Here is a 23,252-nt window from a genome sequence, read left to right as displayed (position 1 = left end):
GAAGGAGCCTGCTGAGAAGCCCCTTGTGCATGAGAAAAGTGGTATCAGCTTAAAAGTATTTCGATATTCTATGAAATGATTAAGGTCATTTCGGTTAGAGCTATTTTGCATATCTTTAATGTATATAAAAAACAGCTAATTAGCCCATATATCGAATATATCGATTTGTTTGTCCTGTCTATTTCATTTTGTCGCTTATCTAGTGATTCCTAGAGTAGTGGAGGTTTCAACAGGTTTGGTTGAAACCGGTAATTTATTTACGGCCCACACGGATCATCCAACATGACGACAGATCTGAAATCATCTCCCCTCTCTGCGAATCAGCAGGCGCGGTTGGCAGAGCTTCTTGACGGCATAGGTGAAGGTCAGCTTTTCTGGCTGGCTGGATTTCTGGCCGGGAAGTGCTCGGGTGGCTCCGCAAACCCGCCCGTGTCTGCAACCCCTGAACTGACCGTTTTATTCGGCTCGCAAACCGGTAATGCAGAGGAGCTCGCACAGCGACTGGCCGCCCGTGCTTTGGAAAGAGGCGTATCCGCCAAAGCGATAGATATGGCTGACTACAAGCCCAGGCAATTGAAGAATGAACAGTACCTGGCGGTGCTGGCATCTACCCATGGGGAGGGCGATCCACCAGACAATGCGTTGGATTTGCATGAGTTTCTGCATGGTAAAAAAGCGCCGAAGCTGGGCGGCCTCCGCTACAGTGTTCTCTCGTTGGGAGATTCCAGTTACGAGCATTTTTGCAAAACCGGCCAGGATTTCGATAGCAAGCTTGCGGCTCTGGGCGCAACGGCTTTGGCTGAGCGTGTGGATTGCGATGTGGATTATGAGGATCAAGCTGAAGACTGGATCAACCGGGTACTGGAAACCATTGCCAGTGAGGCAGGAGCGAGTCAGCCTGCGGCTAATAGCCCGATTGCGGCAGCGCAGCGACCAATCTCGACCTTTAGCCGGAAGAATCCTTATCCGGCGACTATTCTCACCAATCAATTGCTCAGTGGCCGAGGTTCCGATAAGGAGGTGAGGCACATTGAGTTGTCACTGGAGGATTCCGGGCTTGTTTATAAACCCGGTGATGCGGTGGGTGTATACCCGGAAAACAACCCCGCCCTGGTTAACAATTTGTTGAGTGCCTTGGGCTTTGATGGTGAGCAGCGTGTGCTCGTGGAGGAGAGCGATATTCCGCTGCGGGAGGCCCTGGCTTTCTACCGGGAAATCACCCTGCTTACACCGCCGCTAATGAAGCATTGGGCAGATCGGGTGGAGAGTGATGCGCTAAAGGCTTTGGTGGCAGATAGGGCTGAAATGAAGGCGTGGACAGAAGGGCGTGACCTTCTGGATCTGGTTCAAGCTTGGCCCATAGCCGGACTTGAACCACAAACGTTGGTTGACCTGTTGCGCAAGCTGCCCCCAAGGCTCTACTCCATCAGTTCCAGCCAAACCGCCGTAGAAGATGAAGTACATATCACCGTGGCCGCCGTGCGCTATGCCAGCCATGGTCGAAATCGTGAGGGTGTTGCATCTGTCTGGTTATCTGAGCGGATGAGTGAAGGCGCCAAGCTACGAGTCTATATCGATCCCAACACGAAGTTTGCCCTGCCGGATGACAGCAAGCCGGTGATCATGATTGGCCCGGGCACCGGCGTAGCGCCCTTCCGTGCCTTCCTGCAGGAGCGGGAAGAACGGGAGGCGGAAGGTGAAAACTGGTTGTTCTTTGGTGATCGTCGGTTTCGCAGTGATTTTCTCTACCAATCGGAATGGCTCAAGTGGCGCCGTGACGGCCTGCTTACAAGGCTGGATGTGGCTTTCTCCCGGGATCAGGCTGAAAAACGCTATGTGCAACATTGCCTGAAGGAAAACAGCGCCGAGGTATGGGCCTGGCTGCAGCGCGGCGCCAGTCTGTATGTGTGCGGCGATGCCGACAAAATGGCCCCGGATGTGCACCAGGCATTGCTGGATATTGCCAGTGAGCAGGGAGGGCTGAATCCGGAGCAGGCTGAGGATTACCTGCGCCAGTTAAACCGGGATAAACGTTACCAGCGGGATGTGTACTGATGAGTGAAAAATTGCCTGAAGCCGAAGTGATCAAGCGGGAAAGTAACTATCTGCGTGGAACCATTCTGGAAGGGCTGGCGGATCGTACCACCGGTGCCTTGCCGGAAGACGACACCAAGCTGACCAAATTCCACGGTTCATACCAGCAGGATCACCGGGAAGTCCGGGATGAACGCCGGCGCCAGAAGCTTGAGCCGCTGTATCAGTTTATGGTGCGTTTGCGTTTGCCCGGGGGTGTTCTGACCACGGATCAGTGGTTGGGCCTGGATAAAATCGCCGACGAGTGTGCGGATTCCACCTTGCGCCTGACAACACGCCAAACATTCCAGTTCCACGGCGTATTCAAGGAGCAGATGCAGCCGTTCATGCAGAAAATCCATGCTTTGGGACTGGACAGTCGTGGAGCCTGTGGCGATGTGAATCGTAACGTGATCAGCAACGTGAACCCTCATCAGTCGCAGCTGCACGGAGAAATTCATGAACTCTCTCTGGCAATCAGTGAGCGGTTGCGCTGGCGCTCGGCAGCTTATGCCGAGATCTGGCTAGGGGAAGAGTGCGTCCAGAAACTGGGCGAGGAAGAGGAGCCTTTCTACGGATACAAATATCTTCCCCGCAAGTTCAAAATTGCGCTGGCGATTCCCCCGGAAAACGACTGCGACGTATTTGCTAACGATATCGGGCTGATCGCTATTGTTGAAGATGGCCAGATTCGTGGGTTCAACGTGGTCGTTGGTGGAGGAATGGGGCTTACCTATGGCGATCCGGCCACCTATCCGCGCCTGGCTACAATGGCGGGCTATGTTGCGAAAGAGCAGATTGTGGATGCGTGCGAAGCAATATGTGCCATTCAACGGGATTTCGGTGACCGTACCAACCGCGCCCATGCTCGGTTCAAGTACACCATTGATGATTACGGCATGGACTGGTTCCGTGAGCGTTTTGAGGAATACCACAAGCACGCCTTTGAAAAACCGCGCGCGTTCAGCTTGAGCCACAACGGCGACCGGTTTGGCTGGGTTGAGGGCGAAGATGGTAACCAGCACCTTACGCTGCTTATTCCTACCGGTCGGGTGGCCGATACTGAAAGCGGGCTTTTGCGAACGGCATTGCGAAAGATTGCAGAAGCGCACAACGGCAGCTTCAGGATTACCTGCAATCAAAATCTGGTGATCGCCAACGTCGCACCTGAGAAAAAAGCAGCAGTGGATGCCATCGTAGAGGAATACAAGCTGGATGCCGGCAATCGCAGTTCACCCCTGCGCCAGAACTCCATGGCGTGTGTTGCTCTGCCAACCTGTGGCTTGGCGATGGCAGAATCCGAGCGCTTTCTGCCGGACTTTGTGACCCGGGTTGAAAGAACCATGGCAGAAGAGGGGCTGGAACCAGATGCCATTAACCTGAGGATTACCGGTTGCCCGAACGGCTGTGCACGGCCATATTTGGGAGAGATTGCACTGACTGGCAAGGCGCCAGGCAAATACAATCTCTATCTGGGGGCGGATTTCTCAGGCCAGCGTATGAACAGGCTTTACCGTGAGAATATTGATACAGACACCATACTGGACGAGTTGCGCCCCCTGTTCCGCGCCTATCAGCAAAAGCGGAATGCCCGGGAGCGGTTTGGTGATTTTCTGGTCAGAGTTGGTATTGTGGAGCAGGAGCGCACGCCGGCTATGTTGCATCAACCATTGAAATGAACCGGGCTGTGTAAAAGGAGCGATATGAGTGGTCCAGAAGCCAGTGAGTGTGGGAACCTCTGAATAGCATGGCCGAAGTCGGTGGCATTATTCAGAGGCTCGCAGTGAGAATGTTGCACATTACTTGTCTATTTAGAGTTAAAAACCGGGCGGAGTCTCAAATCCTGCCAGCCCGGCCTCTTCAAGCAAGCGTGCGAAACCAATGGTGGTAAGGTCCATCCCCGGTGCTCCAATCACTTGCACATTAAACGGCAGCCCTTCGCTGGTCCGACCTATGGGAACGGACGTGGCTGGTAATCCTAAAAGCGTGGCGAACGCAATCCAGCAAAACTGATCCATGTAAGCGCGGGGTTGCCCGGCAACGGTAATACGACGTTTGAACACGGGGTTGGAATGATCATGCCGGATAGCCGCCGTGGGTGTTATGGGCGTCAGAAGCACATCTACTTCCTGGAACAGGGTTTCGATCTCTGCTCGCATCTTCTCCCGCGCCTCGCTCATGGCCATCCATTGATAGGCAGGCTGGTTTGCACCACGGCCATATTCACCAATGAAGGGTGTCATGGGGCCAAAGAAAGTAAGCCACTTTTCCAGTCGGGCAATCCATTTAAGCTGGCGGCGCTGGGCAGGTTTTAGCGAAGTGCTTAGTAGGCTACCCAGCAGATTGAAGTAGGCAGGTAGTGTGTGCTCAAGGTTCAACAGGGGATGCTTTGCTTCTGATACAAGAGCGCCTTTGTCTGCAAGCTGTTTGCCTAGTGCCCGGTAGCCTTCGGTCAGTTCCTGTTCTACCGGGCACAAGCCGTCTTCCAGCCATAGCCCCACCCGTGCCTGTTTCAGGGTTTTCAGGCGTGAGGGCGCCATTTCCAGCTGCCAGCACCGGCTGTCAACTGGCTTGGGACCGGCAATTACCTTTAATAAAAGTTCGAGATCCTTCGCGTTCCGGGCGAGAGGGCCACCCTCTGCCAGATCCGGTTGCGATTGCGTGCCTGGCGGCCCGGGAATGTGTCCGCGAAATGACACCAGTGAGCGCGACGGTTTATGCCCGAATACGCCGCAAAAGTGCGCTGGAATGCGAATCGAGCCCGCCAGATCGCTGCCCACCTCCAGCGGTGTCATCCCCGCCGCCAAGGCTGCAGCCGCGCCACCTGAAGAGCCGCCCGGGGTGTGGGCAGGGTTATACGGGTTGTTGGTTACGCCAAACAGCTTGTTGTAGCTTTGCAGATCGGTCGCGTATACAGGTACGTTGGTTTTACCCAGAATAATAGCCCCGGCATCTTCCAGTCGTTGCACTACATCGGCATGGCGCTCAGGCTTGTGATCGCGCAGCGCGCTGGCGCCGGCAGTGCATGTCATCCCGGCCACTTCCCAGGTGTCCTTTATGGTGAGGGGAAGTCCGTGCAAGGGGCCGACTGCTGCGCCAGATGCTCGCTTCTGGTCGGCTTTCCGCGCCTGCTCAAGCACGCGAGCTTCGTCGAGAGTAACAATGGCGTTCACCACCGGGTTGTGCTCGCGGATTCTTGCGAGCAGTTCCGTCACAAGCTTCTCGCTGCTCAGGGTGCCAGCTTCAAGTTGTGCCAGCAGCTCATGGGCCGGCTGATAATGCAGTACATCCATAGTGCGTCTCTTATTATGTTAGGGGAGCTGCTCTCGCCAGCGTTTGACTTTGACCTGGCCTTTGATGGCATCGATGATTTCGACAATCAGCGCGATCAGTGCCTCATTTCTTGCTTCAACGCTGTCTGCTTCTCCTGGCCCGCGAATAAAGGCGTTCACGATATCTTCAATAAACGCATGGTTTGCAGAAGAGGCCAGGTCTTCCAGAATCTGCTGGATAACGTTGGCTACAATATCGCCCACTGCATCTTCAAGGGTTTCCTGAATGGTTGAGCCTACTATTGGCAGGTATTTGAGCCGTGACAGTTCCACATTTTGTTTCAGCGCATGGTCAACCCGGTCCTCAAGGTAATTTCTCAATGCTCCGCGGTTGGGGACGTAGCCTTCCTTGGCAGCCTGAGCAACCCGCTGGGAGATCCATCCGGACAGCATCTCCCGCCGTGGGTACAGGATATCGTTCTGGACCTTTTCAAAAAGCGGAGAGCCCAGAGTTATTTCGTGCTGCACACCACTCAGCACCTTGGTTACGATACGGTCTGAAAGCTCTTCCATGAACGCTTCATAGTAGAAATTGAAGAAGCGGTAAATTCCGGTGCTGGTAACATCGATGATCTTGTGCTGATGCAAGCGGTGCACAATAGACACGATTCGCAAAATTCTCAGGAATCGCAGGCTACCTACAGGTATACAGCCCACCAGATCATACCAGTGGATAAAGGGGTAAAAGTACCAGCGGTCGTATACTTTGGCCTTGATTGCATAGGCCCAGCGCAAAGAAAATTCGGCCAGGAAGACTGCAACGAACATGGCATCATAAAAAATGAAGTTTTCGTGAATAGGGTGGTAGGCGGCCTGAAAGGCCGGAAGGTGTTCCTTCAGCGCATTCTGGATAGCAATGAAGCTATAGACAGAATCCCAGATAATAAACGCGAGGTTGATGATGATCAGGCCCAGCATCAGGAAATCGATAATCAACCAGGTAGTCTGGTGGCTGGATTTCAGGTTCTCGCGGTTAATTTTCAGCATTCGCTGGTATCCGTCCTCTATGGTCTAATAACGTTCTCTGGTATTTCGACAGGTTAGCGCATTTGCACTGGGCCGACGACTTGTCTGGGCGCGTATTAACTTGACCACCCGTCGTTAAACTCTCACGCTTGAGCGATAATCACTTCCGTTACAAGCAACACTGAAACAGCCGGATGCTATCACTTGATCACATTTTGAAATCGGGACAGATCCGGCTGCTGGGCCTGCTGCTTTTGCTGTGGTCTTCCACGGGCCTTGCCCAACAGGTTGAGGTTCGTGTCAAAGGTGACTATCCCGGTCTTAAGGAAAATGCTGAAGCTTTCATTGGTGAGGTGGAGGGCCGCAGTGCAGGCAATCTTCGACGCTATGCATCTACGGCGGTTGGTCAGGCCAGCAAAGGGTTGCGAGCCTTAGGCTATTACAGCCCGGTTGTGGATTGGCAGGTGGAAGAGGGCGACTCTGAAGAAACAGCCAGGCTGATCCTGGAAATAACACCTGGCGACCCGGTGCGTATCAAGTCCCGCATTGTTGAGATCCGCGGGGCTGCCGCGACTGACTCGCGCTTTACCGACAACTTGCCTGTGCATCCAGCGGAAGGCGATGTGCTGAATCATGGCGACTACAGCAACCTTCGGAATACCCTGCAAACACGTGCCAGGCGCAGGGGCTACTTTGATGGCCGGCTTGTTACCCGCAGTCTTGAGGTGGACCCCGAGGCCCTGGAGGCCAACATTACGCTGGTGTTCGAAAGCGGCGACCGCTATCGGCTGGGAGCGGTTACCTTTGAAGAAGGGCACTGGTTTGAAACTGACCTCCTGCACGATTTTGTTACGTTTGAACCGGGCATTCCGTACCACGCAGATGAAATAGCAAAGCTGAACAGCGATCTGCTCAGTAGTGGTTATTTCTCCGGCGTAGACATTGATGCCTCACCCTCCAGCGCAGAAGATGGCGTTATACCCGTTCGTATCAGTCTGACCCGGCGGGATGGCCGCTCCATTTCCACTGGCCTTGGCTTTTCCACAGACGTTGGGCCGCGTTTTCGGGCTACATGGCGGGAGCACTGGATCAATCCCATGGGGCACACGCGCGGAGCAGAAACAGAGCTCTCCGAGCCAAGGCAAAATCTGAGTACCTGGTATGAGCTGCCTCTGGATCCGCCGATGACGGATCTCATCCGTTTTACGGCAGGTTATCAGCGCGAAGATATCGAAAACATCGAATCAGAGTTACTGACGTTTGGGCAGCAATGGCAGCACCAGCTGGATAATGAATGGTTGCAGGTGCTGTCTTTGAACTGGGAGGGGGAGCGCTTTAATATTATTGGTGATGAGCAGGGAACAAGTACGTTGCTGCTTCCGGGGCTTGGCTATTCCAAGTTACACGTCAACTCGCCGCTGGACCCCAGCAAGGGTTATCGTTTGCAGATTAACGTAACCGGCTCCCATAGGGCGGCTCTTTCCAGTGTGGATATTCTGCATGTGAATGCTATTGCCAAAGGCTTGTTCACATTTGCGGGAAAACATCGCTTTTTATCAAGGCTTCAGATTGGTGGTGTGGGGACCAACCGGTTTGAAGATGTGCCGCCCTCCTTGCGTTTCTTCGCCGGTGGTGACCAAAGTGTTCGCGGTTATGGTTACCAGACTCTCTCGCCAGAGAACGAAAACGGCGTTCCGGTGGGCGGGCGTTATACGCTTGTGGGCAGTGCTGAATACCAGTATCAGTTTGCCCAAAAGTGGCGTGTCGCTCTTTTTGCTGACCATGGCAACGCAGTTAATGACCTGTTTGATCCTCTCGCCAGCGGGGTCGGTGCTGGCATTCGCTGGATCAGTCCCTTGGGGCCTTTGCGCCTGGACCTTGCCAAAGGTCTGAATCCTGAGTTTGGCGGCGAGTGGCGGGTTCACTTCTCGATGGGGCCAGAGTTGTGACGGAGTTGGATAAGGGCAATAGCAGTGCTGACGCACCATCAAAATCCCGGCGCACGCGCACGGGGCGCCTTCGGTTCTGGCTATTACTAATTCTGGGTTTACTTGTTTTTCTTCCAGTCGTTTTATGCGCTGCCGTTTTGTTGGCGCTGCGCTCAGAAACAGGTACAGCCTGGGTGATTGATCAGGTTCCCGGGCTTGAGGCAGTGAACGACCATGGCTCGCTGTTCGGAACCTGGCAGGCAGACCGAATCAAGTGGCGCGGCTATGGGGTGGATGTGACGGTTGAAGCCCCTTTCATAGACTGGTCACCCTCCTGTCTCTTTGATCTGCAAGTGTGTCTTGAAACCCTTCACCTGGAACGACTGGACGTTAATGTGCAGCCTTCAGACGACCAGCAAGGCTCTCCGGATGACATCAGCTTGCCGAGGCTTGAGCTACCGCTCGCCCTCAGGGTTAGTGATGTAAGGCTAGGCACGTTCACCCTTAATGGCAGCAAAGTTTGGGACAGGTTTGAACTTGACTCCAAGGGCTCCGGGTCTGACTGGATGCTGGAACGGGTTTACTACAAACGGGACGATTACATAGTGGAGGCTTCCGGGCGCGTTGAAACGCGGCGGGACTGGCCAGTAAATCTTGAGGTTAATGCGTCACTGCCGCCGCCCTTTGGCGCCGACTGGATGATTGATCTGGCACTCTCTGGCAGCGTGCGGGATCTTGCACTGGCGGGGCAGAGCCGAGGTTATCTGAATGCTTCACTGGAGGGGAAAGTGGAGCCTTTGGCAGCCAGTTTGCCAGCGCGTATACGGGTAACCTCTGAATCTTTTCGCGCGGTGGAGGCTCAGCCAGACACCCTGGTGCTGAAGAGCTGGTTTGCTGAGGCCCGAGGCAGCTTGCAGAGCGGTTTCAAGACAAATGGGGCGGCCATATTGCCAGGTACCGGTGGGCCCATTGAGTTGACGCTGGCGGGATTGGTTACAACCAATGGTGCCAAGGATATACGGCTGGAACTGTCTGCAGGCAATCAGGGCGTGGAGGGCGAGGCAGACAACTTGCCCCGAAATGTCATAGTGACCGGCAGTACCCAATGGCAAGGCGGCTTGAGTGCAGAAGCAGACATACAGCTACGGCAGTTTCCCTGGTATTCGTTGATTGCTGGTCTGGAAGAGCCGCCGATTGATTTACGCATGCTGAACGGAAGCGTCTCATGGCGGGATGGGCGTTATCAGGCGAATCTCACTGCAGAAGTGGACAGCCCCCAGGGCAGTTCAGAGTTAGCAGCGGCGGTTGATGGCGATACTACCCAGGCTCGTCTGACCGAGCTCTCTGCGATTACCGATGCAGGATCACTTTCCGGTGAGGGAACGGTCAAGTTTTCCGGGCCTTTGAGTTGGCGGGCGGCTTTGGAGTTGGAGAACTTTAATCCGGGCTACTGGGTGCCAATGCTGGATGCAGACCTCAGCGGTGGTGTTACTACAGAAGGGCAACTTACAGACGGCCCTATTCCCGATATGAAAGCCGGCTGGGACTTGTCGGGGCAATGGCGCTCCAGCCCCGCTGTGATAGCTGGCCGCCTTGATACTTCAAGCGGTGACTGGGATGTTCCTGCACTGAAACTGGCTGTTGGTGATAATCGGGTTGAGGGTAGTGGTCGATGGGGGACACAGTTAAAAGCCAGCCTTAACCTTATGCTGACGGAGCCGGGGAAAATTATGCCGGGCCTAGGCGGGCAGGCTGATCTTCAGCTACGGCTTTCGGGCAGCCCTGATAGCCCGCGAGGAACCTTGACGGCCAGTGCAACTGAATTGCGCTGGCAAGACCTGCTGGTTGTTGAGATTCTGGATGTAAACGCCCAGTTGGAGCAGGGGTTCCGTCTTAACGCCGAGTTACAGGGCAAAGGCATTACCGCCGGTGGCCAAACCATTGAGTCGTTAATCGTCAGGGCGCAAGGCACTCAGGGGAATCATACAGTTGCGCTCGATGCTCAACATGACGAAGCAAGATTGCAGCTGGATTTTCAGGGCGCAGCGGGTGAAGCATGGACAAGCTGGCAGGGCGAGCTGGCAAGAGGTGTGATTGATGTGCCTGAGCAGGAGCAGAGCTGGGAACTTGGGGCCCCCGCCGGGCTTGTTTACGGAGAGAGCGGCGAGCTTCGTTTTGCTGCCCACTGTTGGAACTGGCAGCAAAGCTCTGTTTGTGCTGATGATCAAACCCTGCTGCCAGTGCCTAGCATCGCCTACCGGATTGACAGCTTCCCGGCCACGGCTCTGGCCCCGATTCTGCCAGAGACCTTGCGCTGGCATTCCAGCATTAATGGTGAGATTGCCTTTACCTCTAACGATTCAGGTCCCGACGGGCGGATAGCGCTGGATGCTGGCGAAGGCCGTTTCGAAATACTGCTGGATAGTGAGTGGGAAACCTTGACTTACACAACTCTGACGACGGAGTTGGAGCTGAAGCCTGAACAGGCAGACCTCGCTGTGCGACTGTCGGGGCCGGAGCTTGGCAAACTCTCGGTGGATGTGAGTCTGGACCCCATGGACGAAGACCGGCCGGTTGAAGGCAAGTTCAAACTGGACGGTCTCGATATTGCCCTGGCCGGCTTGTTTAGCGGGCTTGAGGAGATTTCTGGAGAGGTTAACGGTGAGGGAACCATTTCCGGCCCCCTTATGAAGCCTGCAGTGAGGGGCGAGATAACATTGAGCAATGGGCGGGTGGTGGATCCACGTTTACCGATCCCCATGGAGGAGGTCATTGTCAGTGTGGAGCTCAACGGCTATTCCGCTGATATTCGCGGCCGGATTCATAGCAATCCCCGCAGTGAAGCAATCATTGAGGGAGAGGTCGACTGGCAGGGAGCTCCCGGTGGTCAAATTCGCATTACCGGGGAACGGCTACCCTTTAGTCTTGAACCCTACGCTCACGTGGAAGTGGTGCCAGATCTGACTATCGCATTCCGTGACAGTGCACTGAGTGTGGAAGGCCGGCTTGAGGTGCCCCGCGGGAGTATCGAAATAAAAGGCCTGCCTGATCAGGCAGTGTCCGTATCTGAAGACGAAGTGATTGTAGGTGTGGAGCAGGAAGAGCCTCTTATCCGCTCGCTGGATATGGATGTGACGGTTGTGGTCGGTGAGGATCAGGTAACCTTTGCGGCATTCGGGGTGACCGGCGATTTGGAAGGCTCTTTGCGGATCAATAACGACATGGATACCAGAGGCACCCTGCAACTGGTTAATGGTCGATATGAGGCCTTTGGGCAGGAGCTTGAGTTGCGCAGGGCGCGATTGCTGTTTGTCGGCAGTCTGGTCCAGCCGTATCTCGATATTGAAGCTGTCCGTCAAGTGGATTCTGTGGTGGCAGGGATTCGGTTAAGCGGCCCGGTGCAGGCGCCCGTAACCGAAGTGTTCTCAAACCCCTCCATGCCGCAAGCAGAGGCGCTGTCTTATGTGATTCTTGGTCGGGCGCCCGGTGGGCAGGGTGATGATGGTCAGATGAGTCGTGCTGCTATTTCACTTGGCCTGACCCAGGTAAACAAGGTGACAGGGCAAATCGGTGAGGAGTTCGGCATTCGTCAGTTGACTCTGGAAGCAGAGGGCAGTGGCGACCAAACGTCGGTAGTAGCCAGTGGGTACCTGACTGATGAACTCAGTATCCGTTATGGGGTCGGAATTTTCGAACCGATCAGCACAGTAGCGCTGCGATATGATCTGGGTAAGTACTTTTACCTAGAAGCAGCCAGCGGGCTGGCTGCATCTCTGGATATCTTCTACACCCGGGATTTTTAAACTCTGTCAGGCCTGTCAGTTGCAGCGGACGCTCAATGAGCTGGAGCAGTTTGGCTCAATCGGGCCAGCTTGACGGTTAAGGCTGCCTCCAGAAACTGACCAAAGATGCGCCTGTGCCCGGCATGGTAAAGCAGGTATTCAGGGTGCCACTGAAGCCCCATAAGCCATTGCCCCTGGGTGCTTTCAATGGCCTGAACAAACAGGTCGTTATCCACCGCGGTCACCTTCAGGTTTTTCCCAAGCTGTTTTATGGCCTGGCTGTGTATGCGGTTTGCGCCTATTACCGGCGCTCTCATAACCTGCCCCAGCAAGCTTGTTGCGACAAGTCGTACGGTTTGCATCGGCAGCAATAAAGGGCGGTGTCTGGTGTTTACCCTTAAGGGGGTAACGTTCTGGCACAGGGAGCCACCGTGGAATATGTTGATGAACTGCGCGCCTCTGCAAATACCCAGTACCGGGATTCCTATTGCTTCTGCTTGTTCCAGGAGCAGTTGGTCTGTGGTGTCCCGTGCTTTGTCATACTTGGCGCTTACCTGCGGCTGCTGGCCATAACGCTCAGGATGCACGTGGGTACCCCCGGAAAGCACCAGTCCGTCAAGCAGAGACACATCCACCCTGGCACCAGGGCGTATGTAGTAGGTATGCGCACCCTTCAGGCGAAGTGCCAAGCTAATCAAGCGTTGGGCAAAACGTTTTCGAGCCGGGCCGCTGATGCCTATCGTCAGCCCGGGCAGGCTGTCGTCAGGTTCGATGTGTTCAGACATAGCCTTTGCTTTCGAGCCAGTGTGTAGAGGTTTCCAGCCAGCTTGTGGTCAGATTGCGTATGCTGATTTTACGGCTGTCCATGAACAGGGCGCGAAGTTCTCTCAAATCCTCAGCGTGGTTGGCCAGTTGCTCAACCACGACCCAGTCATTCCAGACAGTGGAGAAATGCCAGTCAGGGTTATCTATGTCGCAGTCCGGAAGTCTGTAATGCAAGGTTGGCCGGCTTTTGATGCGGGGGTCTTCAACGTATTCGTCGAGCAGGGGTTTGTCGAGATGAGCAAACAGGGGCAGTAGATCAAGGGCTCGGTTACGAGTAGGGTTGGATTCCAGGTAATCCACCATCATTTGCCGCTGATCTGGTGCGTAGTTGTCCTCAATCAACAGGTCGGTGTACTTGCTGCTCCACGGCTCAATGTAGGGGGTGAACTTTCTGCTGATATCCAGTTGATGGCGAGCTTTTAGCCAATCATATAGCACTGCAAACGCCTGATAATAGCGCACAAGTGTTGTCGGCTTGAGGTCTGGCAGTTCAGGGTTAAGCTGTAAGCCGAACGCAAAGTAGATCGCGTTTCTGCTGCCCAATGCACCCGCTTCCCGGAGTTCGTCGACCAGAGTCTCAATCTGGTGCAGGTCTGAAAAAGCCATGGGCGGACTTACAATTTCCAGCGGCACAATCAATTCAGCCGCTGCGTCTATAACCTCCATTGCCTGCCCGCCAAGTTCCCGAATGGGTTGGGGAAGGCGCTCGTCTGCAAGATCCAGATCTTTGATCGGGTCGGAATCCAGTTCAATGATGAAACTGCCCAAGGGGGTTTCAAGCGTGCTCACATAGCGGGACTGCGGTTTTGCAACGCCGCCCAACAACGCCCCGGCCAGGTCAACTAACTCCTGATATCCCAACCCGGACAATTCAATCTCCACACCCACCCTGCGCTCTTTCCCGTCGGCGGTTTTGACTACGTCTGGCATGTTCAAGGTGATGGTTTTATTCATGGTTCTCTCTGAGGCGGAGTGTGAAGTTTTTCACTCTATCACACTACCAAAGCACTACCAGTCAGGGAGCTGCAAGAAAATAACCTGAGCGGCTTTACACTGGATAAAACACTGTATATAGTCAAATCACTGTATAAAAAGACAGGATGGTTGGATTACTGTATACACCATCACATATAAGACCCGGCTTGTATAAGCCCTGCATGCAGCAAGCGGAGCAGCGAAACAATGAAGCTGACAGCAAGACAAACCCAGGTACTGGAAATTATTCGTCGATCTGTTGACGAAACCGGCTATCCACCTACACGTGCAGAAATTGCGACAGAGATGGGTTTCCGTTCTGCGAATGCGGCGGAAGAGCACTTGCGTGCATTGGCGCGTAAGGGTGCCATCGAAATGGTTCCGGGTGCCAGCAGGGGTATCCGGTTGCCTGAAGTTGCCGAAGACCCCGGTTTGCCGGTTATTGGTCAGGTAGCGGCGGGCAGTCCGATTCTGGCCCAGGAGCACGTTGAAGACCATTGCACGCTCAAGCCGGAGTTTTTCTCGCCTTCTGCTGACTATCTGCTTCGTGTCAGGGGTATGAGCATGAAAGATATCGGGATTCTGGATGGCGACTTGCTTGCTGTGCACAGCACTCAGGATGTTCGAAATGGCCAGGTGGTTGTAGCCCGGGTGGGTGATGAAGTGACTGTGAAACGCTTTAGAAAAGAAGGTTCAAAAGTCTATCTGATCGCTGAAAATGAAGAGTTTGCGCCGATAGAAATCGATTTGAAAGAGCAGGAATTGTTTATTGAAGGGCTGGGTGTGGGTGTTATCCGGCGTTCCGATCTGCACTGATCGGGCCAGCATAACCACAGACGCATTGTAAAGGCGGGTAAATATATGGAACAGCTAAGCTTTAATCAGAATATTGCGTGGCAGCAGAGCGTTATGCCTGGCCTGGTACCGGAATACACAGCCCCGAAGCAGCGCACGGTTATCCGGACGCGGCGCAAGCCTGATGTGGAAAGTCCTGCGCCGGCTGGAAATGTAACGGAAATCATTCTGCCGGAGGGGCAGGTAGAGAACTTTCAACTGCTATTGCCAATGCTGACTCAGCTGAACCAGGAGAAGCGCTGGTTGGCGTGGATAGACCCGCCCCAGGCGCTGGTGAGTAAGTGGCAAAAGATGCACGGTATCATTACCGGTGAACTGCTGGTTTTGCGTTCTACCGCTGAGTACCCGGCTCGTCAGCTTGCTGAGATAGCACTAAGCGCGGGTACCTGTCATGCGGTGGTTATGTGGACGGGGAAGCTGGGTAAAACAGCATTTGCTTCCTTGCAGGAAGCGGCTGCTAAAGGCAACAGCCACGGGGTCGTTCTCAGGCAGCGTTGAGTCCGGTTTTAATGCAGTGTGTATGCGGGCTGGGCGTCTGAAACGTCCAGTTCGTCGTCTTCCCAGTCAATGTCGTGAGACACAGTCCCGGCAGCTTCTATACCCGCCGCAATCATGGCTTTGGCCACAGACATATCCCGATCTCCCATCATTTCACGGGCTTCATCCGAAAATGAAATTTTGACTAATGGCGCGCTGTCGTCGTCGATGCGGCGAAGGGCATAATCGCCGTTGTTCAGTTGTACAATTTCGAAAAACGATGGTGACATTTCAATAACCTTTTAATGTTGAGAACCTGTAAGTGTGTATTGGGAGGGATTACCACTCGCCGTGTTGCGCTTCCAGGTTGTCGGTAAACTGTTTTATGGCTTTCAGAGTTTTTCTGAGAGCTTGGGCTGATCGGTCTGGCCCGGTTTCTGCTGAGACGGCAATAATGTTTTCTGAGTTAACCGTCTTCCGTGTCGCTGGTGGGTTGTTCTGAGCAGTCTCGAGCTGATCAAGGTGGCTCCACCAGCTTCTGCTGTCCCGTTCAAGAGTTGTAAGAAACTCTATTTCCGTGGCCTCATCGCCAATAAGATTGGCCAGTTCCGCGAGGGACAAAGGCCTATTCGGGCGTTTCTGGTAAAGCCTGGCAATCATTGCCAGTAATAATTGTTTCGCTCTCAGCAGCAGTTCGATAGAGCCTTGTGTTGCTGCTTCCTGCTGCAGTTTTTGCGTTGGCGCCGAGCTTCCTGTAGCAGCCGCTTGAGCCGCGACATCAAGTAACGTGCTGGCAAGAAACAATTTTTGTGAAACCAGCGAATACCATTGAGAAGCCATCGAGCGCTCACCTTAATTAATCCGCCATTCTACCATTTTGGTTTGCAGATTTCTTTACCCCCCTGCAGACTTGGTCCCAAGTGACAATAAAACACAATTAATGACTTGAAACGGGCGTTTGAATTTGGCAAAAAGCATGCTTCGTCTTGGGTTATTGGTTTGTCTGGAGGGGTATGGAATGCGGAGCCGATTAGTCGCATGTATGGCAGTTCTTTTGGTTGGGTATACCGGCCAGGTGCTGTCAGCAGTAACGGTAGCTGAAGCAGAACGGCTAAAACGGGATTTGACGCCGGTTGGTGCTGAGCGGGCAAGCAATGCCTCCGGTAGCATTCCCGAGTGGACCGGCGGGCTGAGTGAGGCGCCTGCTAACTGGCGTAAGGGCCAGGTTGAGATAGATCCATTTCCCCAAGACGAAACCTTGTTCGTAATCACTGCGAGCAACATGCACCTCTACAAAGACAGGCTCTCTGAAGGCTCCATTAAAATGCTGAGCCAGTACGGCCCGAATTTCTTTATGCCGGTTTACCAGACTCGCCGTACAGCAGCATTTCCTGAGAATGTGTACGAGAAATACTATGAGAATGCTCTGACTGCGGAGGTGCTGGATAACGGTAATGGCGTGCGCAACACTATTATGACAAGCCCGTTTCCCATTCCGAAAACCGGGCTTGAAGTGATGTGGAACCACATTTTGCGGTATCGCGGTGAAGAGGTATCCTTCCGGAGTGCCTCTGCAACGCCCCAGGTGGATGGCTCCTACAACCCTGTAGTTAATCACTACGACTACTACTTCCCTTACAGCAAGGAAGGGGCGGTGCTTGCTGATATAGATAACAAAATCTTCTATCTCAAGACCGATACAATTTCACCTTCTACCTTGGCCGGAACAATCACACTGGTGCATGAAACCCTCGATCAGGTGCGCTCGCCGCGGCTGGCTTGGCGTTATGACGCCGGATCCCGACGCCTGAGGCGCTCGCCGAACCTGGCGTATGAAACAGACTTGCCGAACTCTTCTTCTCTGCGCTCGGTCGATCAGAAAGATATGTATAACGGTGCGCCCAACCAGTACGACTGGGAGTTGAAGGGTAAGCGGGAAATGTTTGTTCCCTACAATGCTTACAAACTGCATGATGAGTCTGTCAAGCCGGGTGATGTCATCCGTGCCGGGCATATCAATCAGGAGCTGACCCGCTACGAACTGCACCGGGTATGGGTAGTCGAGGCAACTCGCCGCACCGGCATCAAGCACATTTATGACCGTCGTGTTTTCTATGTGGATGAAGACAGTTGGCAAATCCTGATGTCCGAAGAGTATGACGAGGCGGGCAATTTGTGGCGTGTTTCCGAGGCCCACAACATCAGTTATTACCAGGTGCCAGTATTCTGGACTACCATGGAAATGACCTACGACCTCAAGGCGAAGCGTTATTATGTTGATGGTTTGAACAATAACTATCCCGCTTATAATTTCGAGCCCGGGTTCCGGGGCAGCGAATTTACGGCTTCCTCAGCAAGGCGAGACGCTCGCCGCTGATTTCAGTGTAAACGGTTGAGTTGCTGGCGCTAGCCAGCGGCTTGACCGGGTCGCCCGTATTCTATCCCTTATTTCCAGGAGAACAGGTTATGGCCGACCCTCAGAATCCCCCTTCTTCAGAACTCCAGGCCTACCTGGATAGCTTCGATCAGCTTATGGCAGACCTGGGTCACGCACTCGCAGACCAGGATTGGGATGCCCTGGTGCGGCTTAACGAGCAGGTAAAGCCTACAATAGAACCCCTGATGGCCTCGCTGGAAGCCGGGAAGGCCGATCCGGAACTGGTTCGCACTCGGCTTGAAGAGTTGCGCCAGTTTATGGACGCAGCGGGTGAGGGTGCCACCCGAGCCAAGGCTGAAGCGGAACAGGCTCTGAAAGGTGTGAATCGAAACCGCAGTGCTGCCAAAGCCTATCACAACGTTTCAACAACCCAGCCAAAATAGCGTCATAAAATTGACTCTTCTGTGTTTACAGTCTTAAATACCGCACATATCCCCCAAAGAGATGTTTGTGAATGTCCAAAAATAACAAGGTGCTGGTGCTGAGTGAGGACGAGTCGAGGCGTCGGGATCTGGCGACTATTCTGGAGTTCGTCGGCGAGGAACAGGTTTTAGCAGGCGACGAAGCCTTGGCGCTCCTTGAATCTGGCGATGCAGAAAGTTTGGCGGACATTTCGGTTGTCGTGGTAAACGGGGAAGACCCGAATATCGTCAGCACAATCGAAAAAGTGTGTAAGGCAGTGCATGGCGTGCCTTTCCTCATGGTTGGCGACCCTTTACTCAAAGGTCTTGCGGAGACAGATGCCTCACGCGTTATTGCCCGTATGGAATGGCCGCTTAATTACACCAAGTTTGTTGACTCCCTGTACCGTGCGCAAATCTACAGCGATCAGTTCCGGCGTTCCAAAGAGCGTGGTGAGCAGCGGGGGCTGCAGCTGTTCCGCAGCCTGGTTGGTACCAGTCGCAAGGTGCAGCAAGTACGCCAGCTGATGGAGCAAGTGGCCGATAAGGACGTGAGCGTGCTGATTACCGGGCCGTCTGGTACCGGTAAAGAAGTTGTTGCCAGAAATCTCCATTACTACTCATCTCGCCGTGACAAGCCATTTGTGCCTGTAAACTGTGGTGCCATTCCGGCGGAGCTGCTGGAGAGTGAACTTTTCGGCCATGAGAAAGGCGCATTTACCGGTGCCATTACGGCGCGGGTCGGGCGTTTTGAGATGGCGGAAGGTGGCACCCTGTTTTTGGATGAAATCGGCGATATGCCCCTTAACATGCAGGTGAAAATACTACGCGTTTTGCAGGAGCGTACATTCGAGCGTGTTGGCAGTAACCGTACGATTTCTGCCGATGTTCGTGTGATTGCTGCAACCCACAAGAACCTTGAGGATATGATTGAAACCGGTGAGTTCCGGGAAGATCTGTATTACCGGCTGAACGTGTTCCCCATTGAGGTGCCGTCATTGCGGGATCGGGTGGAGGATATTCCGCTGCTGATTAATGAGCTGATTTCCCGCATGGAGAAAGAGAAGCGCGGCTCTTTACGAATGAATTCGGCGGCGATCATGAGTCTGTGCCGGCACGACTGGCCGGGTAACGTACGGGAGCTTGCGAACCTGGTAGAGCGGCTGGCGATTATGCACCCATACTCGGTAATCGGTGTGCAGGAGTTGCCCAAGAAGTTCCGGTATGTGGATGACTTTGATGAGAACCGGCCCGTTGAGGATTCGGGCATGCCGTCTGGCATTCCCGGATTGGTCGGGCTGGATGCTCCTGCTTTGTTGCCGGTGAATGGCATTGATCTCAAGGATTATTTATCGAACCTTGAGCGGCAGTTGATTCAGCAGGCATTGGATGAAGCTGGCGGGGTGGTTGCTCGGGCGGCTGAGAAGCTCAGGGTTCGGCGGACTACTCTGGTTGAGAAGGTTCGGAAGTATGGGCTTCGGGAGGAGGAGTCTGAGGAGTCCTGAGTAGCCTTCTTTTTTCTTGTGACAATAAGACGTCAAAGGTTTTCGGCCTTTGGCGTTTTCTCGTTTCTGGACGACGTAAACCCGTCGTTCACCTTTCTTCGGTTAATCCTGTTCATTGATTTATATGATAAAAGCCTAGTTGGCACGAAGCTCGCTTTGTAATCTGCAAACGAATCATCCGAAGGGTGTGGCCCGGTGTGACGGGTTAATCGGGAGTCAGGTTATGAGTCAGGCACAGTTTGTCATTCAGTCGGTGGAGCATGAGGCCCAGGCCAATGCGGCGGCGGATGCTAACGATAAGGTTAGGGCGTTGTTTCCGCAGCAGGATGATGAGGCGGTGGATTCTGCGCTGGAGATGTTTAACCAGATGTCGCGGCAGATTACCGATTCATATCGCACGCTGGAGTCGCGGGTTAACCAGTTGTCTGGCGAATTGAGCCAGGAGTCTCTGCAGCGTCAGCAGGAGCTGGAAGAGAAGGAGCAGTTGGCTGATCGGCTTTCTACTCTTTTGAAAGCTCTGCCAGCGGGTGTGGTGGTTCTGGATAGTCAGGGTGTGGTGTCCCAGAGTAATCCGGCAGCGGCTGCGTTGTTGGGTGAGCCTTTGGACGGTGAGCGCTGGGTGGATGTGATTCGCCGTTGTTTCTCGCCACGCCGGGATGATGGTCACGAGGTGTCTTTGAAAGATGGGCGCCGGGTGAGCATTGAAATTCGTACCATGGAAAACCAGCCAGGGCAGCTGATTCTGCTGACCGATCAGACAGAAACCCGTCATCTGCAATCACAGCTTGCTCACGCACAGCGGCTTTCCGCCATGGGCAAGATGGTTGCGTCGCTTGCGCACCAGATTCGTACCCCTTTGTCTGCGGCTATTCTCTATGGCGGTCACTTAACCCAGGATGATCTGGATGAGGAGATGCGCCAGCGTTGTGCATCCCGCTTGATGTCAAGGCTTACCCACCTGGAGCAGCAGGTGCGGGATATGTTGATTTTTGCCCGGGGCGAAACCCGGTTGGCGGAGGAGCTTTCTGCCGCAACACTGGTTTCGGCTCTGGAATCTGCACTAGATGGAATCAAGCCAGCATCCGGTTCGGATGTGATGCTAAAGAATGATGTGCCAGCGGATTGTCGGTTGATGTGTAACCGGGATGCGTTGGTGGGCGCCTGTACCAATCTGGTGAATAACAGTCTTGAAGCGGGTGCAACCGCCGTAGCTGTTCAGGTTACTTTGGACGCGGGCGAGCTACTGATTCGTGTTCTGGATAACGGCCCGGGCTTTGCCAAGGCAGAAGCTGGCAGGCTTGCAGAAGCTTTTTACACAACGAAATCTCACGGCACCGGGCTTGGCCTGGCGGTTGTGCAGGCCGTTGTCAAAGCGCATCAAGGGCAGTTTTCTATTGATTCGCCAGAGCAGGGCGGTGCTGTTGCAACTCTGCGTCTGCCGCTTTTGCGTAGCCCTTCCCGTAACCTTTCTCGTAAGACCGTTTAATCGGAGGCAACCATGGCCAAGGCCCAGATACTGATTGTTGAAGATGACCGTGACCTGCGGGAGGCGCTGGTAACCACTCTGGAGTTGGCAAAGTTCCGCGTGCGCGAAGCTTCCAATGCCCATGAGGCGCTGGTGCGTCTGGCAGAGGCGCCAGTCGATATGGTGGTCAGCGATGTAAACATGCCCGGCCTCTCCGGCCATGAATTGCTGGGAGAGGTGCAGCGGCTGTACCCGGGCTTGCCGATGATGCTGATCACAGCCTACGGCCAAATTAGCCACGCGGTTTCTGCCATGCAATCCGGTGCAGTGGATTATTTGGTGAAACCATTCGAGCCCAAGGTGTTGGTTGATGCCGTTACCAAGGTAGTCGGCGGCAGTCGCCCGAAGTCTGGCGATGAGCCAGTAGCTGAAGACCCGGCCAGTAAGCGCATATTTCAACTGGCAGCCAAGGTGGCTGGCAGTGATTCTACGGTGATGATTTCCGGCGAGAGCGGTACCGGTAAAGAAGTGCTGGCCAGGTACATCCATCAGCAGTCGCCCCGGGCGGAACAGCCGTTTGTGGCCATTAACTGCGCGGCTATTCCCGAGAACATGCTTGAAGCGATTCTGTTCGGCCATGAAAAAGGTGCCTTTACCGGTGCGATTGCATCAGCCCCAGGTAAATTTGAACAAGCTAATGGCGGAACGATTTTACTGGATGAAGTGTCAGAGATGGATCCGGCTCTGCAATCCAAATTGCTTCGTGTTCTGCAAGAGCGGGAAGTGGAGCGGGTAGGCGGGCGCAAAACCATCTCCCTGGATGTGCGCGTAATTGCGACCACCAACCGGGATCTGGCAGATTTTGTGCGGGAAGGTCGGTTCCGGGAAGACCTTTACTATCGGTTGAGTGTATTCCCTATGCATTGGCAGTCATTGAGGGAGCGTCCTCTGGATATATTGCCCATGGCAACCTATTTGCTGAAGAAGCACTGTCGCAAGATGAAACTTACCGGCATCAGCTTTGCTGCGGATGCCCGCAACGCTCTGGTTCAACACAGCTGGCCTGGCAACGTGCGGGAGCTGGATAATGCCATCCAGCGCTCTCTGGTTCTGCATCAGGGTAACGTGATTCACGCGGGCGACCTGTGTCTCGATATGGGCACAAGCGGACGCTTCGATGGCCACGCGGTTGTATCAGCAGCCCCGGCAACGGTTGCAGCTGGTATTGAAGAATCTTTTCCGCAACATCAGGGGCAGCCTGCTTCGGCAGCATTTTCATCACGAGTCCATGAAACAGATGACCCCGCCCCTGCCATGGTTGAAGCGGGGACCTTGGGAGATGATCTGCGCCAGCAAGAGTTTCGTATCATCATCCAGACGCTAAAAAGTGAGCGGGGTCGCCGCAACAGGGCGGCGGAACAGTTGGGTATCAGCCCCAGAACACTGAGATACAAGTTGGCTCAGATGCGCGATGCCGGAATAGACCTGGATGCTGAGCTGGCTATGGCGTAAAACCGAATTATCGTAGTACCCCTTCATTCGGCACCCTATGGGTGCCTTTTTTATCGCTGCGTGCCTCATACTGTTCAATTTCACACCAGTTCTCTGCAGGCCCCATTCCGCGGTGTTGTAGGTGACCTGTCCTTGCTGTGTTAACAATCTTATCCACAGGTATTGTGGGTAATTTAATTCTGTCAAAACTCTGTCGCTGTGGAACGTCTGTCTTTAGTTGGCGCTCATAACATTATGTAAATTAAGGGTAAAGTAATCCTGGCCTGACCATTGCTTAGACTTAATCAATACAGTTAGATCAGCAAGCCAGCCCCTGTCGGGGTGGTGTCAGGAGAAAGTTATGGTTCAGCGTGCCGACATCAACAGTGTTCTTTCCGATATCCGCGCACTGCGTTCGCAAATGAATCAGAACCAGCGTGTTGACCAGGATTTATCAGTACGTGGCCGTATTGATGGGCCGCGACAGGTTGATCAAACCCAGGAGACAAGCAGCTTCGGTAACATGCTGAGCAAGGCCGTTAACAATGTGAACGAGGTTCAGCAGGAAGCCAATTCATTGCGTACGGCCTACGATATGGGCGACCCCACTGTGGATATTACCCGAGTGATGATTGCAGCCCAGAAATCTACGGTGTCTTTTGAGGCCTTAACCCAGGTGCGTAACCGGGTGGTCAGGGCGTACGAAGACATCATGAATATGCCAATCTGATAACGGAGCA

18 protein-coding genes are annotated in these 23,252 nt (G+C 54.0%); 12 read left to right on the top strand and 6 right to left on the bottom strand.

Annotated features, from left to right (window positions below; genetic code table 11):
• Positions 1-282 precede the first annotated feature (282 nt).
• Both FE848_RS02730 and FE848_RS02725 read left to right on the top strand, forming a co-directional pair.
• Complete coding sequence (locus tag FE848_RS02730; RefSeq protein WP_200201187.1) at positions 283-2,055, top strand: assimilatory sulfite reductase (NADPH) flavoprotein subunit; 1,773 nt, start codon at positions 283-285, stop codon at positions 2,053-2,055.
• Positions 2,055-3,752 (top strand): NADPH-dependent assimilatory sulfite reductase hemoprotein subunit, encoded by a 1,698-nt coding sequence (locus FE848_RS02725; protein ID WP_227715084.1) that lies wholly within the window; start codon positions 2,055-2,057, stop codon positions 3,750-3,752. Before FE848_RS02730 ends, FE848_RS02725 begins: the two co-directional genes overlap by 1 nt.
• A gap of 138 nt (positions 3,753-3,890) precedes the next feature.
• Here FE848_RS02725 and FE848_RS02720 read toward each other — a convergent pair whose 3' ends face one another.
• Together FE848_RS02720 and FE848_RS02715 are read right to left on the bottom strand one after the other, a co-directional pair.
• Positions 3,891-5,366 carry an amidase gene (locus FE848_RS02720; RefSeq protein WP_200201186.1) on the bottom strand — a complete coding sequence of 492 codons (1,476 nt, stop codon included), beginning with the start codon at positions 5,364-5,366 and terminating at the stop codon, positions 3,891-3,893.
• 18 nt (positions 5,367-5,384) lie between these two features.
• Positions 5,385-6,392, bottom strand: coding sequence for a hypothetical protein (locus FE848_RS02715; protein ID WP_200201185.1), 1,008 nt, complete (start codon positions 6,390-6,392; stop codon positions 5,385-5,387).
• 194 nt (positions 6,393-6,586) lie between these two features.
• Here FE848_RS02715 and FE848_RS02710 point away from each other — a divergent pair, with 194 nt between their 5' ends.
• Positions 6,587-8,320 (top strand): autotransporter assembly complex protein TamA, encoded by a 1,734-nt coding sequence (locus FE848_RS02710; RefSeq protein WP_227715083.1) that lies wholly within the window; start codon positions 6,587-6,589, stop codon positions 8,318-8,320.
• Positions 8,317-12,102, top strand: a complete 3,786-nt coding sequence (locus tag FE848_RS02705; protein ID WP_320159495.1) for a translocation/assembly module TamB domain-containing protein — start codon at positions 8,317-8,319, stop codon at positions 12,100-12,102. The genes FE848_RS02710 and FE848_RS02705 overlap by 4 nt, the downstream gene beginning before the upstream one ends.
• A 32-nt stretch (positions 12,103-12,134) precedes the next feature.
• Here the strand turns inward: FE848_RS02705 and FE848_RS02700 are convergent, their stop codons facing one another.
• Positions 12,135-12,866, bottom strand: a complete 732-nt coding sequence (locus FE848_RS02700; protein WP_200201183.1) for a gamma-glutamyl-gamma-aminobutyrate hydrolase family protein — start codon at positions 12,864-12,866, stop codon at positions 12,135-12,137.
• On the bottom strand, positions 12,859-13,860 hold the full coding sequence (locus FE848_RS02695) for an amidoligase family protein (protein ID WP_227715082.1): 1,002 nt from the start codon (positions 13,858-13,860) through the stop codon (positions 12,859-12,861). The genes FE848_RS02700 and FE848_RS02695 overlap by 8 nt, the downstream gene beginning before the upstream one ends.
• Before the next feature lie 228 nt (positions 13,861-14,088).
• Between FE848_RS02695 and lexA the strand changes: the two genes are divergently transcribed.
• Positions 14,089-14,697 (top strand): transcriptional repressor LexA, encoded by a 609-nt coding sequence (gene lexA / locus FE848_RS02690; protein ID WP_200201182.1) that lies wholly within the window; start codon positions 14,089-14,091, stop codon positions 14,695-14,697.
• A 45-nt stretch (positions 14,698-14,742) separates the two neighbouring features.
• Positions 14,743-15,234 carry a cell division inhibitor SulA gene (locus FE848_RS02685; protein WP_200201181.1) on the top strand — a complete coding sequence of 164 codons (492 nt, stop codon included), beginning with the start codon at positions 14,743-14,745 and terminating at the stop codon, positions 15,232-15,234.
• 8 nt (positions 15,235-15,242) lie between these two features.
• On the opposite strand, the gene FE848_RS02680 is transcribed toward FE848_RS02685, so the two are convergent.
• Positions 15,243-15,503 carry a hypothetical protein gene (locus tag FE848_RS02680; protein WP_200201180.1) on the bottom strand — a complete coding sequence of 87 codons (261 nt, stop codon included), beginning with the start codon at positions 15,501-15,503 and terminating at the stop codon, positions 15,243-15,245.
• A gap of 49 nt (positions 15,504-15,552) precedes the next feature.
• Positions 15,553-16,053 carry a DUF6586 family protein gene (locus FE848_RS02675; protein ID WP_200201179.1) on the bottom strand — a complete coding sequence of 167 codons (501 nt, stop codon included), beginning with the start codon at positions 16,051-16,053 and terminating at the stop codon, positions 15,553-15,555.
• A gap of 178 nt (positions 16,054-16,231) precedes the next feature.
• On the opposite strand from FE848_RS02675, the gene FE848_RS02670 reads away from it, so the two are divergent.
• From FE848_RS02670 to fliE, 6 genes are all read left to right on the top strand, one after another.
• The gene (locus FE848_RS02670; protein WP_200201178.1) at positions 16,232-17,590 is read left to right on the top strand and encodes a DUF1329 domain-containing protein; all 1,359 of its coding nucleotides are present in this window, start codon (positions 16,232-16,234) and stop codon (positions 17,588-17,590) included.
• Between the two features lie 89 nt (positions 17,591-17,679).
• Positions 17,680-18,033, top strand: coding sequence for an SOS cell division inhibitor (locus FE848_RS02665; protein WP_200201177.1), 354 nt, complete (start codon positions 17,680-17,682; stop codon positions 18,031-18,033).
• Between the two features lie 71 nt (positions 18,034-18,104).
• Positions 18,105-19,556, top strand: a complete 1,452-nt coding sequence (locus tag FE848_RS02660; RefSeq protein WP_200201176.1) for a sigma-54 dependent transcriptional regulator — start codon at positions 18,105-18,107, stop codon at positions 19,554-19,556.
• Between the two features lie 223 nt (positions 19,557-19,779).
• Entirely contained in the window at positions 19,780-21,042 is a 1,263-nt protein-coding gene (locus tag FE848_RS02655; protein WP_200201175.1) for a sensor histidine kinase, read from the top strand.
• A 12-nt stretch (positions 21,043-21,054) separates the two neighbouring features.
• The gene (locus FE848_RS02650; RefSeq protein ID WP_200201174.1) at positions 21,055-22,533 is read left to right on the top strand and encodes a sigma-54-dependent transcriptional regulator; all 1,479 of its coding nucleotides are present in this window, start codon (positions 21,055-21,057) and stop codon (positions 22,531-22,533) included.
• A gap of 340 nt (positions 22,534-22,873) precedes the next feature.
• Positions 22,874-23,242, top strand: coding sequence for a flagellar hook-basal body complex protein FliE (gene fliE, locus FE848_RS02645; protein ID WP_200201173.1), 369 nt, complete (start codon positions 22,874-22,876; stop codon positions 23,240-23,242).
• Positions 23,243-23,252: the final 10 nt, after the last annotated feature.

Origin of the sequence: Marinobacter sp. 1-3A (assembly GCF_016597775.1) — a bacterium.
GTDB lineage: Bacteria > Pseudomonadota > Gammaproteobacteria > Pseudomonadales > Oleiphilaceae > Marinobacter > Marinobacter xiaoshiensis.
The sequence above is the reverse complement of the archived record's forward strand: the minus strand, read 5'-3'. Positions and strand labels throughout refer to the sequence as shown.